The sequence below is a fragment of the Mesorhizobium sp. M1423 genome (genome assembly GCF_040317575.1).
In the GTDB taxonomy this organism is placed as follows: Bacteria; Pseudomonadota; Alphaproteobacteria; order Rhizobiales; family Rhizobiaceae; genus Mesorhizobium.
This window is the reverse complement of sequence record NZ_JAMYKU010000016.1, coordinates 97779-111569: the sequence shown is the minus strand read 5'-3', so window position 1 is coordinate 111569 and position 13791 is coordinate 97779. Positions and strand designations below refer to the sequence as shown.

9 protein-coding genes are annotated in these 13791 nt (G+C 63.2%); 3 read left to right on the top strand and 6 right to left on the bottom strand.

What is annotated here, in order from left to right:
• Nucleotides 1–21 precede the first annotated feature (21 nt).
• From NKG95_RS20495 to NKG95_RS20475, 5 genes are all read right to left on the bottom strand, one after another.
• The gene (locus tag NKG95_RS20495; RefSeq protein WP_353042246.1) at nt 22–1335 is read right to left on the bottom strand and encodes a M24 family metallopeptidase; all 1314 of its coding nucleotides are present in this window, start codon (nt 1333–1335) and stop codon (nt 22–24) included.
• 25 nt (nt 1336–1360) lie between these two features.
• Entirely contained in the window at nt 1361–2920 is a 1560-nt protein-coding gene (locus tag NKG95_RS20490) for a glycosyltransferase family 39 protein (RefSeq protein WP_352609115.1), read from the bottom strand.
• 98 nt (nt 2921–3018) lie between these two features.
• On the bottom strand, nt 3019–5604 hold the full coding sequence (locus NKG95_RS20485) for a GcvT family protein (RefSeq protein ID WP_353042195.1): 2586 nt from the start codon (nt 5602–5604) through the stop codon (nt 3019–3021).
• Nucleotides 5601–6062, bottom strand: a complete 462-nt coding sequence (locus NKG95_RS20480; RefSeq protein WP_353042193.1) for an endonuclease domain-containing protein — start codon at nt 6060–6062, stop codon at nt 5601–5603. The genes NKG95_RS20485 and NKG95_RS20480 overlap by 4 nt, the downstream gene beginning before the upstream one ends.
• 154 nt (nt 6063–6216) lie before the next feature.
• Nucleotides 6217–7794 carry a trimethylamine methyltransferase family protein gene (locus NKG95_RS20475; RefSeq protein WP_353042191.1) on the bottom strand — a complete coding sequence of 526 codons (1578 nt, stop codon included), beginning with the start codon at nt 7792–7794 and terminating at the stop codon, nt 6217–6219.
• Nucleotides 7795–8004: 210 nt separating this feature from the next.
• Between NKG95_RS20475 and NKG95_RS20470 the strand changes: the two genes are divergently transcribed.
• The 3 genes from NKG95_RS20470 (at nt 8005) to NKG95_RS20460 (ending at nt 12949) form a co-directional block, all read left to right on the top strand.
• Nucleotides 8005–9165, top strand: coding sequence for an MFS transporter (locus NKG95_RS20470; protein ID WP_353042189.1), 1161 nt, complete (start codon nt 8005–8007; stop codon nt 9163–9165).
• 94 nt (nt 9166–9259) lie between these two features.
• Nucleotides 9260–11329, top strand: coding sequence for a prolyl oligopeptidase family serine peptidase (locus tag NKG95_RS20465; RefSeq protein ID WP_353042187.1), 2070 nt, complete (start codon nt 9260–9262; stop codon nt 11327–11329).
• 240 nt (nt 11330–11569) lie between these two features.
• A complete protein-coding gene (locus tag NKG95_RS20460) occupies nt 11570–12949 on the top strand; it encodes an aspartate aminotransferase family protein (RefSeq protein ID WP_352590181.1) in 1380 nt (459 codons plus the stop codon).
• Between the two features lie 111 nt (nt 12950–13060).
• Here NKG95_RS20460 and NKG95_RS20455 read toward each other — a convergent pair whose 3' ends face one another.
• The gene (locus NKG95_RS20455; protein ID WP_156948098.1) at nt 13061–13474 is read right to left on the bottom strand and encodes a VOC family protein; all 414 of its coding nucleotides are present in this window, start codon (nt 13472–13474) and stop codon (nt 13061–13063) included.
• Between the last annotated feature and the right edge of the window lie 317 nt (nt 13475–13791).

Here is a 13791-nt window from a genome sequence, read left to right as displayed (position 1 = left end):
CGCGACATGCATTAGGTTCGCTCAGCCGCCAAGCAGCCGATTGTCGAGCGGGTAGGTCGAAAGCTTCTCGTTGCCGGTGTCGGTGATCAGGATCTGTTCCTCGATCTTGACGCCTTCGTAGCCGCCAAGCCGGCCGATATAGCTCTCGACGCACAGCACCATGCCAGGTTCGAGCACTCCGTCGGGTGTGTCCTCGGTCCAGTCGCCAGCATGCGGCAAAGTCGGGTATTCGTCGGCCAGGCCGACGCCGTGATAGAGCACCCCGTAACGGGCCGGGAAGCAGTCTCCCGGCGGCACTGACGAGCCCTCGACGAGGTCGCGGAACGATATGCCCGGCCGCATCAGCTCGGTGTTGTGGGCGATCTGGTCGGCGGCGATGCGGAAGAGGTCGCGCTGCTCCTGCGAAGGTTGTGCGTCACCGCAAAGCCAGGTGCGCGAAAGGTCGGCGCAGAAGCCGTAGGGACCGATCAGGTCGGTGTCGAAGGCGACGAGATCGCCGGCTTCGATCGTCCGCGACGAACACTCCTGGAACCACGGATTGGTGCGCGGACCCGACGACAGGAGCCGGGTTTCGATCCATTCGCCGCCGCGCGCGATGTTGCCGCGATGGAGTTCGGCCCACAATTCGTTCTCGGAGATGCCAGGCCTCAGCGCCTGCTCCATCTCGCCCATCGCTGCCTCGCAAGCGACGATCGCCCGGCGCATGGCAAGGATCTCGTCGGGCGATTTGATCAGCCGGGCATTTTCCATCACCGCCTCGCCATTGCCGGTCGAAATGCCGAGACGGGCGAGTTCCTCGATGCCCTCGGGATTGATGTGATCGACGGCGATACGGCGGTTGCCGCCGCCATGTTCCAATACCAGCTCGGCGATGCCGGCTGCCCAGCGGCGGACTTTTTGCCCGGTCAACTCGCCGCTGTAGAGATACGCCCACGACACCGCCGGCCGCACCTCGTCGACGACGCCGGAATGGTCGGAAAGGTGCTCACAGGAAAAATAGTCGAACAGTACCACCGGCCCATCGGTGGCGACGAAACAATGCCTGGTCGGATTGTGCGCGACCCAGAGCTGCATGTTGGTCGCATCGGTCGCGTAGCGGATGTTGACCGGATCGTAGAGCAGGGCTCCCGCATAGTCGCGGCGCTTCAGCTCGGCGCGGATGCGCTCGAGCCGGTATCGGCGCATGGCGGGCAAGTCAGGAGCGTCAATACCCGCCGCCTGCCACTCGGCTTCCGCCAGCGCACCATAGCCCAGCAGATGCTGGTTGAGTTCAGCGGCCTTCAGGCGCGATTTTTTGCGCAGCGCATCGATCGAGTCCTCCGGCTCGAACGGCATGATCTTGCGATGATGACGGGGCCGGTCAGTCGGATTCCTGTCCACCCTCGACTCCTTCGCCAGCGCCTTCCTTGGGCGCCATGGCTCCTTCCATTCTCTTCAGTCGGACGAATGCGCCGGGCCGGGCGGACTTGTCGGTGCCACGCAACAGCGGAACCATGATTTGCCGGGGCTGGCCGTCCGGCTCATAGCCGGCCGCTTTGAGCTGGTCCAAAATGACCGGCCGCGGATCGTCGTGATCAAGCCAGACGAGTACGGCCGGCCCCCGCATCAGCGTTTCGAAATTCGGCACTTCCTGGTCAAGTGCGACCAGTTTTTCGTCGACCAGCCGCAGGTTGCCGACCCATGCACCGTCGGATATTGCAGTTTTCACCGGTCCGTCCGCGGTCAGTTGGCGATAGAGGGCCGGGTAATCCAAGCGGATCATGCGGGAGAGGCCACTGGTCCCGTTTATCTGGACGTACCAAGTGGCGGGCGCGAGCAACACGGCGATGATCGCTCCAGCCGCGATCACCAGGAGCTGCGCATTCCTGCCGCGCGGCGCCAGCCGTTCCATAGTGGCGACGATGGCCAGCGGCAACATGAACAGGACCGGCAGCAGCCAGCGGTCCTTGACAACCGTCACGCCGGTGGCCAGCACAAGTATTGCCAGCATAGCCAAGCCGAGCGCCAAGCTACGCCACAACAGAATTTCCCTGGCCGGACGTTTCGGGTGCCGCTCGGAGAAACGGAACTTCGCCACCCCGAAGGCCAGCGCGGAAACGAGCACCGGCAAGACCGCGAAATTGAAGGTCCCCATGACAAACTTGCCGGCGCCGACAAAGGCCGCCGCGATGCGCCCTTGTTGCGGGTCTATTCCGAACTTCTCGCCTCTCGACAATAAATCGGCGGGATGCATGAGGCTCCAATAGGTGGTTGGTGCCAGCACCAATATCGCGACCGCTATGCTGATTGCGAACTTTGGATCAAGGATGGCGCTGCGCAATTCGCGCAGCGACAGCGCTGCCGCAACAAGGGCCACCACGAGGAAGACATCGTTATACTTGGCAAGAATTGCCGCCGCCGTGGCCAGGCCAAACGCCGCATAGGCAATCATGCTACGCCGCTCGAGAAGATAGGCCATGGTGAGCAGGAGCAGCGAGCAGAAGCCGACGACGGCGACGGAATGCGACAAAGCGCGCTGCGATTCCCAGACGACCTGCGGGATCGTAAACAGGCCGAACATGGCCGCCGCCGCTGTCGCCTTGGTGTAGCCGAACCGCCGCATGGCGGCGAACACGCTGCAGGCGGCGAGGAACAGCACTGAGTATTTGACGAGCTTCAGCGTGAAGATACTGGTGCCGAAAACATGCGCGGCCAGCCAATTGATCCAGGTGTAGAGAGGTGGTTGCGAGCCGCCATATCCAGCCCAGAGATACGGTACATAGATCAGCTGCTCCGCATCGTCGATGCCGACGCCGGTTCCCGCCCAAGAGCTCAACAGGGACAGTATGATGGTCTGCAAGGCAAAATAAGCCGCGACCATGACGATCGCCGCCGGGAAGGGGCCGATCCGTCCCTCGGCCAGCCACTCGGCCCATTTCATGTCGTACTTCAAGGAAGTCTCATCGCCCCTGCCGGCACAGTTGCCGGCTGGGCTAGCATGAAGAGCGTGCTCCGCACAATGCGACCGGCTGGCTGCACCTACGTTCGCATCTTTTCGCCACTCGGGTCGAAGGGCGGCTCGACGTTGATGCGCGCCGACCGCCGGTGTCCAAGGATCTCGATCTCGAACAGCCCGGCGCTCTCGTTTTCGGCAAGCACTGCCGGTACGTAGCCTTGCGCCATCGACTTCTCGACATAATGCGCATAGCCGCCGGAGGTGACCCAGCCGACCACGCGCCAGTTGCCGTCGACAATACCGCGCACGGCAGACGCGCCTTCAGCGGCGTTCGAGCCGCGCACTTCCTTGCCGCCCGCGTCGAAGCGCGGCGCGCCATAGCCATGCGGCTTTTCTACCGTGCCGAAATCCTTGTCGCCGACCTTGGCCCAGATCGGCTCGTCGCCCATGACGTCGGCATCCGCAGCATCGACGATAAAGGAAACGCGGCGCAGCTTCGGCCCTGCCGCCTGTTCCTTGGCCGCTGCCTCGCGGCCGATGAAATCGTTCTTCTCCAGCTTGATAAAGCGGTCCATCGAACCTTCGAACGGTCCGTAGATCGGACGTAGCTCGCGGAACCAAGTCGGAAAGTTCTTTTCAAGCCGCATCGAGAGCAGGGCGCGCATGCCGAAATCAACAAGTCCGAACTCTTCGCCGGCCTCCTTGATCGCCTTGTAGACCAGACGCTGATAGGCCGGCGCCATCCAGATCTCATAGCCGAGATCGCCGGTGTAGGTGATGCGGTTGACCATGCAGGGCGCGCCGCCGACCGCCATCTCGCGGAAATCCATGAAGCGGAAGGCCTTGGTCGAGATGTCGACGTCGACCAGTTTCTGCAGCAGGTCGCGCGATTTCGGCCCGGCGATGGAGAGGCCAACCAGCGTCTGGTCGAAGCGGTGGATGCGCACCTCCGACGCCCTTGGACCGTCCTTCGGCAGATGCTTCTCGAACCAGCGCATGTGATATTTTTGCGCGGCCGAAGAACCCCAGATCATGAAGCGTTCTTCGCCCGCCTTGGCGATGGTGAAGTCGCCGATCAGCCTGCCGAACTCGTTCAGCATTGGCGTCAGCACGATGCGGCCGGTCTTCGGCATGCGGTTGGTCATCAGCCGGTTGAGGAAATCCTCGGCCCCAGGTCCGGAGACTTCGTATTTGGCGAAGTTGGCGATCTCGGTGACGCCGACCCTCTCGCGGGTGGCGCGCACTTCCTCGCCGATCGCGCCGAAATCATTCGAACGGTGGAAGGACACGATGTCCTTCGGCTCCGAGCCTTTCGGCGCGAACCAGAGCGGGGTTTCGAGACCCCAGCTGTCGCCCATGACGGCGTTGTTGGCGAGCATGGTGTCGTAAAGCGGGGTCGTCTGCGCCGGTCTTGCCGCCGGCAATTCCTCGTTGGGAAAGCGGATGGAGAAACGGCGCGAATAATTTTCGCGCACCTTTGCGTTGGTATAGCGCAGCGTTGCCCATTCGCCGAAGCGCGCAACGTCCATGCCCCAGACGTCGAAGCCGGGGTCGCCATGGACCATCCAATTCGACAGCGCCAGGCCGACGCCGCCGCCCTGGCTGAAGCCGGCCATGACGGCGCAGGCGCACCAGAAATTGGTCAGGCCCTGCACGGGGCCAACCAGCGGGTTGCCGTCGAGCGCGAAGGTGAAGGGGCCGTTGATGATCTGCTTGATGCCGGCTTTCTCGATGCCGGGAAAATGCTTGAAGCCGATCTCGAGCGACGGCGCGATGCGGTCGATGTCGGGCTGCAGCAACTCGTGGCCGAAATCCCAAGGCGTGTTGACCGGCGACCACGGCTTGCAGGCCTTTTCATAGGTGCCGAGCAGGATGCCGTTGCGTTCCTGGCGGGTATAGATCTCGCCCTTGAAGTCGAGCACGCCGATCATCTCGCGCCCGGTCGACTTGTTGAATTCCTCGACCTCCGGCATCGGCTCGGTCAGGAGATACATGTGCTCCATCGCCAGCACCGGCAGCTCGACGCCGACCATGCGACCGATCTCGCGCGCCCAAAGGCCGCCGCAGTTGACGACATGCTCGGCTTTGATCGTGCCTTGCTCGGTGACGACGTTCCAGGTGCCGTCGACCTCCTGCGTCAGTTCGACGACGCGGTTGCGCAGCACGATCTCGGCGCCGAGCTTCCGGGCGGCTTTGGCATAGGCGTGGGTGGTGCCGGAAGGGTCGAGGTGGCCCTCGACTGGATCCCACATAGCGCCGACGAAATTCGTCTCGTCCATCAGCGGGAACATCGCCTTGGCTTCGGACGGCGTGATCAGTTCGGTGTCCATGCCGAGATAGCGGCCCTTGGCGTGGGCGAGGCGAAGGAAGTCCATGCGCTCGGGCGTGTCGGCCATCATGACGCCGCCGGTCAGGTGCAGCGAGCAGGATTGGCCGGAAATCTCCTCGATCTCCTTGTAGAGCTGCACCGTATAGGCCTGCAGCTTGGCGACGTTGGGATCGCCGTTCAGCGTATGGAAGCCGCCCGCCGCATGCCAGGACGAGCCGGAGGTGAGCTCCGAACGCTCGATCAGCATGATGTCGGTCCAGCCGGCCTTGGCCAGATGATAGAGCACCGAGCAGCCAACGACGCCGCCGCCGATAACAACCGCTTTTGCATGAGATTTCATGAAGATAGTTCCGTTTTTGAAGAGATTGAATCGAGTGAGCGGGGCGCGAAAACAAAGCGGAGATCGAATACAGCGATGTTTTCGGCCAGCCTGCCATCAAGCGCGGCAAGAATGGTTTCACCGACGGAAGTACGATATTTCAGGACGTCATGGTTCCAAAGACGCAGGATCGAGTAGCCTTGGGCGCGCATGAAATCATCGCGGCGGCGGTCATATGAACTGCCGGCGTGCTGTTGTCCGTCGACTTCAACAACAAGCCATTTTTCGCGGCAGACGAAGTCTGCAAAAAAGGCGCCGATGGAGAACTGACGCGTAAAGCGATAGCCGCCAAGCTTGCGTGCCTTTAGTTCAAGCCAAAGCAGCGCTTCCGCCTGATTGCCTGCTTGCCGCAGGCTACGCGCTCGCTGGGTTGTGCCTGTTTTGCGGCGGCTGCGCGTTTCATGAACGGCTTCCCCCACTCCGTCGCCGCTTCGCGGCGCCACCTCTCCCCCCTCCGGGGGGAAAGGAAGGGCGCCAACTGGAATCGTTTCGCGCCCTTCCTCTACCCCGTCGATCGGGGGAGAGGTGTCGAGCCAAGCTCGACGGAGTGGGGGTCGACTACTCATCAGATGATCAGAAATCGGTCGGGGCGCCGCCTTCGGCCCGGCGCTTGTCGACGAAAGCGTTGAGCTCCTCGCGGATCGCCGGGTCCATATAAGGCTCTTCATAGGAGGCCAGCCGCTCCTTCCAGACGCGATTGGCTTTTTCGAGCGCGGTCGGCGATCCGGCCTCCGCCCAACTCTCGAAATTGCGCCAGTCCGAAATGATCGGCGCATAGAAGGCGGTCTTGTAGCGGTCCTGCGTGTGCTGGGTGCCGAAGAAATGGCCACCGGGGCCGACCGACTGGATGGCGTCGAAACCGAGCGCCTCGTCGGAAAGATCGAGCGGCGTCAGGAACTCGGCGACCATCTGCAACAGGTCTATGTCGAGGATGGTCTTCTCGTAGGAGCAGCGCAGGCCGCCTTCGAGCCAGCCGGCGGCATGCATCATCAGATTGCCGCCGCCCTGGATGGCGCCCCACAGCGAGAACACGCTTTCATAGGCGGCTTGCGCGTCGACCGTGTTGGCGGCGCAGGTGTTGGAGGTGCGGTAGGGGATGTTGTAGCGGCGGGCGAGCTGGCCGCCGACCAGCTGCGCCTTCATATATTCCGGCGTGCCGAAGGCCGGCGCGCCGGACTTCATGTCGACATTCGAGGTGAAGCCGCCGTAGCCGACAGGCGCGCCCTTGCGCACCATCTGTGCGAAGGCGATGCCGGACAGCGCCTCGGCATTCTGTTGCACCAGCGCGCCGGCAATCGTCACCGGCGCCATGGCGCCCGACAGGGTGAACGGCGTCACGATGACCACCTGGCCCTTGCTCGACATCTGGATGATGCCTTCCATCATCGGCACGTCGAGCTTGAGCGGCGAATTGGTGTTGATGATGGTGAACACCGACGGCTCCGCAAGCAACTGCTCGTGGCTGATGCCACGTGCGATTCTGGTGATCTCGATGCCGTCGACGTTGCGCTCTTTGCCGAGCGAATAGATGTGGAACATCTTGTCGGTCAGCGTGGCGAGGTCACGGATGCATTCGAGGTGGCGCACGGACGGATGGATGTCGATCGGCTCCACCGGATAACCGCCCGTGCAATTCAATATGTTGTGCATCTGCGCAAGCTTGAGAAAGTTGCGATAGTCCTGCTGGTTGCCCGGCCGGCGGCCGCGGTCGACGTCGGAGCAATTGGGTGCCGACGCCATCATCGAGATGATCAGATTATCGCCACCGAAGCGCACATTGTGCGCCGGGTTGCGGGCGTGGATGGTGAATTCCGGCGGGCAGTGCGCAACCAGTTCCAGGATCATGTCGCTGTCGAAGCGCACCCGCTCGCTGCCTTCGCGGACATCGGCGCCATGCGCCTTCATGATGCGCCGCGCTTCGTCATGCAGCACGTCGACGCCGATTTCCCGCAGCACGCGCAGAGAGGCGAGGTGGATGGATTCCAGCTCGTCCTCGGAAACCAGCCGGGTCGGCGTCAGCGGGTTCTTCAACTGGCGAAACGGCGGCTGCTCGAACGCCGCCGATCCGCCGGCACGCTTCCCCGCGCGGCCGCCGCGACGGGCGCGGTCGTTTGCCAGTGCCGGTTCGGCGGGCTGAAGGGCGGCGGTCATGATAGTCCTCGTACGCTGCGGCAATGCGGCGGCATAATGGACTGCCGGCCGTGCGGCCATTGCGGAGGCGGCGACCACTAGGACGAGGGAAGCGACATGCCGTGGGGGCAGCCGGCGGGATCGTCAGCCTCTTGATCGCGTTCCGGCTGGCGCAAGCGGTTTTCGGTGCCGGTGCTTACTGCGACGGAACCGAAACGCTAATCCTGCATCATGGACCGGGCGGAACAGAACAGCGGCGAGACAGTGCAATGGGCGGCGATCACCGGCGTGATCGCCACCGTCTCGGTGTTCGCCATTGCGCAAGGGCTGAGCTATCCGCTGTTGAGCTTCATCCTGCAGCGCCAGGGCATCTCGCCGGCCATGATTGGCCTGTCGGCGGCAATGACGCCGATCGGCTTCATCGTGTCCTCGCCGCTGGTTCCGGCTCTGTCGCGCCGTTTCGGGGCCGGCCGCACCGCGCTTACTTGCGCGGCACTTTCCGCGCTGGTGCTGGCGCTGATCGGCTGGACGCAAAATGTCTATCTGTGGTTTCCGCTGCGCTTTTTGATAGGTGCGGTCACCAACCCGCTCTACGTGCTGAGCGAAGTCTGGGTGATCGCACTGGCGCCGCCAGCACGCCGCGGCCGCGTCATGGGCATCTATTCGACGATCATTTCGGCGGGCTTTGCGGCGGGGCCGCTGTGCCTGCTTGCGGTTGGCACCGTGGGATGGCCGCCGTTTCTGGTCGGCATCAGCGCATTCCTGTTTTGCGGCGCCTGCCTGGCCTCTGTGCTGGTGCGGCTGCCGAGGGTCGACGAGAGCGGGCACCGGGTTTCGGTGCTGGGATTCGTGCCGCAGGCGTGGCTGCTGTTGTCGGCGGTCGTGGTGGCCGCCGGTTTCGAACAGGCAGTGCTCGCCTTGCTTCCGGTCTACGGAACGCATTACGGCATCGCCGAAGCGCGCATGTCGGCGCTGCTGTCAGTGATGATCGCCGGCAATATCGCCATGCAGGTGCCGCTCGGCCTGTTGGCGGAACGGCTGACGGCGCGGCTGGTGCGGTTCATCTGTGTGGCGGTGACGGTGCTCGGATGCGTGCTGTTGCCGGTTCTCATCGAGACGCCGCTCATATGGCCATGCGTCTTCATCTGGGGTGCGGTTTCCTACGGCATCTACACGATGTCGATCATCGAGCTCGGCGAGCGGTTCACCGGCTCGGCGCTGGTCGCCGGCAACGCCGCCTTTTCGCTGATGTGGGGCGTCGGCGGCATCGCCGTGCCGCCGCTGGCGGGCGGCGCCATGGATGTTGTTGGCGCCGGCGGCCTGCCGCTCACGCTTGGCGCTATTTGCCTGGCGCTGGCGCTTGTAACGGTCATCCGAAGGCGGATGGTGTGAATGCCTGAAGTCGCCGTTCTGACGCAATGACTTGAATATAAGCGGCCCCATGTCGATCTTGGCGATGCCGACGCCTGACTCAACCGGAGACCTCATGACCAAATTGAACAGCCAGGCCCAACCGGATCCGGCGGCCGAAGATCCCTTCCTCTGGCTGGAGGGCAGGACTGACCAGCGAGCGCTCGACTGGGTTCATCGCCAGAATGAAATCACTGTCGCCGAATTGCAGGGTGACCCGTCCTACCAGGCAACGTTCCAGACCGCGCTCGACCTGATGACGGCCGAGGATAACATCGCCGTCGGGGCCGCGATCAACGGCCATGTCTATAATTTCTGGCAGGACCGCACGAACGTACTCGGCCTCTGGCGGCGCACCACCGTCGCGTCCTACAAGACCGACAAGCCGGATTGGCAGACGATCATTGACTTCGACAGTCTGGCGGCGGAAGAGGGGGTGAAATGGGTGTTCAGCGGCGCCAGCCGGCTTTACCCCGATTTCAGCCGCTGCCTGCTCAGCCTGTCGCCGGATGGCGGCGATGCCAGCGAGATGCGCGAATTCGCTATCGAAAGCAGGTCCTTCGTCGAGGGTGGCTTTCGTGCTCCCGCCTCGAAATCGAACTTCAGCTGGCTGGACGAGGACACGGTCATCGTTTCCGCCGCCTTCGAGGAGGACGACAAGACCCAGTCCGGCTATCCGCGCGTGGTCAAGCTCTGGCGGCGCGGCACGCCACTGGAAACGGCGATGCCGATCTTCGAGGCGCTGAAGCAGGATCTCGCCGCCGGCGGATCCGTCGAATTCGACGGTGACAGGCGCCACGTCTTTCTGGCCCGGACGCTCGACTTCTTCGCCTCGCACAGTTTCCTGCGGCTGCCTTCTGGCGAGAACCGGCGCATCCCGTTGCCGGACGACGTCACCGATACGGCGCTGTTCAAGGGCCAGCTTGTCTTCGGCGTGCGTACCCCGTGGACGGCGCCGGACGGCACGCTGTGCAAGCCCGACGGGCTCTATTCACTCGATTTCGAGCGCTGGATCGAAACCGGTCTGTTCGGATCCGTCGATATCGTGCTCGAGCCGGCGCACCGTGTCTCGATCGCCGGCATCGCCCGCACGCAGGCCCGGCTGTTCATCAATTTGATGGACAATGTGCGCGGCAAGGTCATCGCCGGCGAGCGCAGCGACAGCGGCTGGGAGTTCAAGCCCGTTGCATTGCCCGAAAACGGCAATGTCGGCATCAGCCATGCCGAGCATTTCGGTTCCAGCGTCTCCTTCTCCTTCACCGATTTCCTGACGCCGAGCTCGATCATCTGGTCGGACGACAATGCCGCGGCGCTGGCAACGGTGAAGTCGCAGCCGGCGCGCTTCGATGCGTCGTCCCTGGTCTCCGAACAGTTCGAGGCGCGCTCGAAGGACGGCACGATGATCCCGTACTTCGTCGTCAGGCGGCGCGACCAGGACGGGCCGGTGCCGACATTGCTTTACGGCTATGGCGGCTTCGAAGTGCCGCTGCTGCCCGGCTATGCCGGCGTGCGCGGCAGGCTGTGGCTGGAAAAGGGCAATGCCTATGTGCAGGCCAACATCCGCGGTGGTGGCGAGTTCGGCCCGAACTGGCATCAGGCCGCGCTCAAGGCCAATCGCCAGAATGCATTCGACGATTTCGCCGCGGTGGCGCAAGATCTGGTCAAACGCGGCATCGCCACACCGGCCACGCTGGGCATCCAAGGCGGTTCGAACGGGGGCTTGCTGACTGGCGTCTCGCTGACGCAACGCCCGGAATTGTTCGGCGCGGTGATCATCGACGTGCCGCTGCTCGACATGCTGCGTTACACCGAGCTGCCGCCCGGCGCGTCATGGATGGCCGAGTATGGCGATCCGGCGAAGCCGGAAGAGGCAGCCTGGCTCGCCTCCTATTCGCCCTACCAGCATGTAGACACGGATGCAGCCTATCCGCCGGTACTGCTGACGACCTCGACTGCCGACGACCGCGTCCATCCCGGCCATGCCCGCAAGATGGCGGCGCGGCTGCAGGCGGCGGGCCATGGCAAGACGCTGTTCTTCGAAGAGACCGAGGGCGGGCATGGCGGGCGTGGCGATCGGCGGCCGCAGGCCGCACAGGCGGCGATGAAGTACGTCTTCCTGCAGCGGGCCCTGACTGGCACCAATTGACCGACATCGCTTGACCGGTACGGCTTGAACTGAGGGCTGGAGGCAGCCTAAGGTACATGCATGGCTCGGCTGGCGAAATCGGGGTGCGCATTTGGGGTGGCGGTGACGCCGTCGCCGCGCACGCTTCGCGCCGAGCTGTTGCGGCTGTGCGCCCGTATCGGCTATTCGCCGCCCGCTGTCCTCTAACGAATCCGCCCCGGCGCGAAAGCTGCCGGATTGGTTCAAGAGGAAAGACCAGACATGACCTACCAGAATTATTCGCTGAAGCAGCTTCAGCAGATCGATGCCGCGCATCACCTTCATCCGTTCACCGACCACAAGGAGATGCGCGAGACCGGCTCGCGCATCATCACTCACGCCAACGGTCCGTTCATCTACGATGCCGAAGGGACGGAAATCCTCGACGGCATGGCCGGGCTATGGTGCGTCAATGTCGGCTACGGCCGCGACGAGCTTGCCGACGCCGCCTACGCCCAGATGAAGGAATTGCCCTACTACAACTCCTTCTTCAAATGCTCGACGCCGACGCCGGTTCTGCTGTCGAAAAAGCTGGCGGAAATCGCGCCAAGGCACATCAACCAGGTGTTCTACGGCTCATCCGGTTCGGAGGCCAACGACACGGCGCTGCGCCTCGTCCGCCACTATTGGGTGCTGGAAGGCAGGCCCGAGAAGAACCGCATCATCTCGCGCAAGATGGGCTACCACGGCTCGACCATAGCCGGTGCCTCGCTCGGCGGCATGGATTTGATGCACAAGCAGCTCGGCGGCGCCGTGCCCAACATCGTCCATGTGATGATGCCCTATGCCTATGAGCTGGCACTGCCTGGCGAAAGCGACCATGATTTCGGCCTGCGCGCGGCAAAAGCGGTCGAGGACGCGATCCTCGAAGCTGGCGCCGACAAGGTCGCCGCCTTCATCGGCGAGCCGGTGATGGGGGCAGGCGGGGTGAAGATCCCGCCGATGAGCTATTGGCCGGAAGTGCAGCGCATTTGCCGCAAATACGATGTACTGCTGATGCTGGACGAGGTTATCACCGGCTATGGCCGCACCGGCGAATGGTTCGCCGCACAAGCCTTCGACGTCGAGCCCGACACCATCACCACGGCCAAGGCGCTGACCTCCGGCTATCAGCCGCTGTCGGCGCTGCTTGTCGGCGACCGCATCGCGGCGACGCTGGTCGAAAAGGGCGGCGAATTCTATCACGGCTACACCTATGCCGGGCATCCGGTGGCCTGCGCGGTGGCGCTGAAGAACCTCGAGATCATCGAGCGCGAGGGCCTGATCGAGCGCGTCAGGAACGACACCGGGCCTTACTTCGCCAAGGCGCTGCAGGAACGTTTCGGTGGGCATGATCTGGTTGGCGAGGTGCGCTCGTTCGGGCTGATGGGGGCGATCGAGATCGTCAAGGACAAGGTGACCAAGGAGCGCTTCCTGCCGGCCGGCAGCGCGGCGGTGATGGTTCGCGACCACGCCCTTGCCCAAGGCATGATGCTGCGCGCCACCGGCGACACGATGATCCTGTCGCCGCCGCTGATCTGGACGCGCGAGACGATCGACATGGCCTGCGACCGCATCGCCAGGGCGCTCGACCTGGCCGAAGCAGATTTGCGCAAGCGGTAAGATGGAACGATCGCCGGGCGTCCGGTAATCGGGCGCCCGGAGTTTGAATGCCGCTTTATGGCGAAGAGTTCGCCAGGCGAGGCTGTTGGCAGTATCGACGACCACGCGTGATCACTGGCCCGCCTTGACACCGATGACGTGCCCCTTCGCGTCAGTGACCAACATCCCTTTCGATTGGTCCAAGATCACAACAATGTTGCCGAAAGGATCGCGGACACGGGCGCACCGCCCGACCGCGATCTCGAATGGCGGTTGCACAGCCTCACCGCCGGCGGCCAAGAATTCCTCAAACGCGTCGTCCACGTTATCGACCAGGATGTCGGTCTCGGGACCGATATGAAGATGGACAACCAGCTCCGCATCGGTTTCAGGCAGCGCAAAGCCGGCGGCTTCATCGTCCCGCCAAACGAGCGCATGACCGAGACGATCCCCATAGAACGATACGGCTGCATCGAGGTCGCTCACGCGCAATAGATGATTATCGAGCTTGCGGAATAATGGTCTTTTTCGAGGCTCGTGCGCCATTACGGGACCTCAATATGTGAAGAGATTCGTGCGGCCGTATAGCCTCTAATGAAATAGTCTTCGCGACTATGTCTGCAACTGGGTTGCCTTCAAGCTTTCGAGCCCGCTCGGTGGAAATGGTAGCGAGCCGAAATTCATGTGGGGGTCGTGAGCGGAAATTCAAACTGAGACAGCACCGAAGGGCCGCATCAGCGACGCGGCAATCGGAATATAGCTCCGACGACATGGCGAAAACGCAAAAACCGCGCTCCATCGGAACGCGGCTTTGCCAGATACGCATGGTGCTTCGCCAACAATACACTTGCGAAACTTACGGC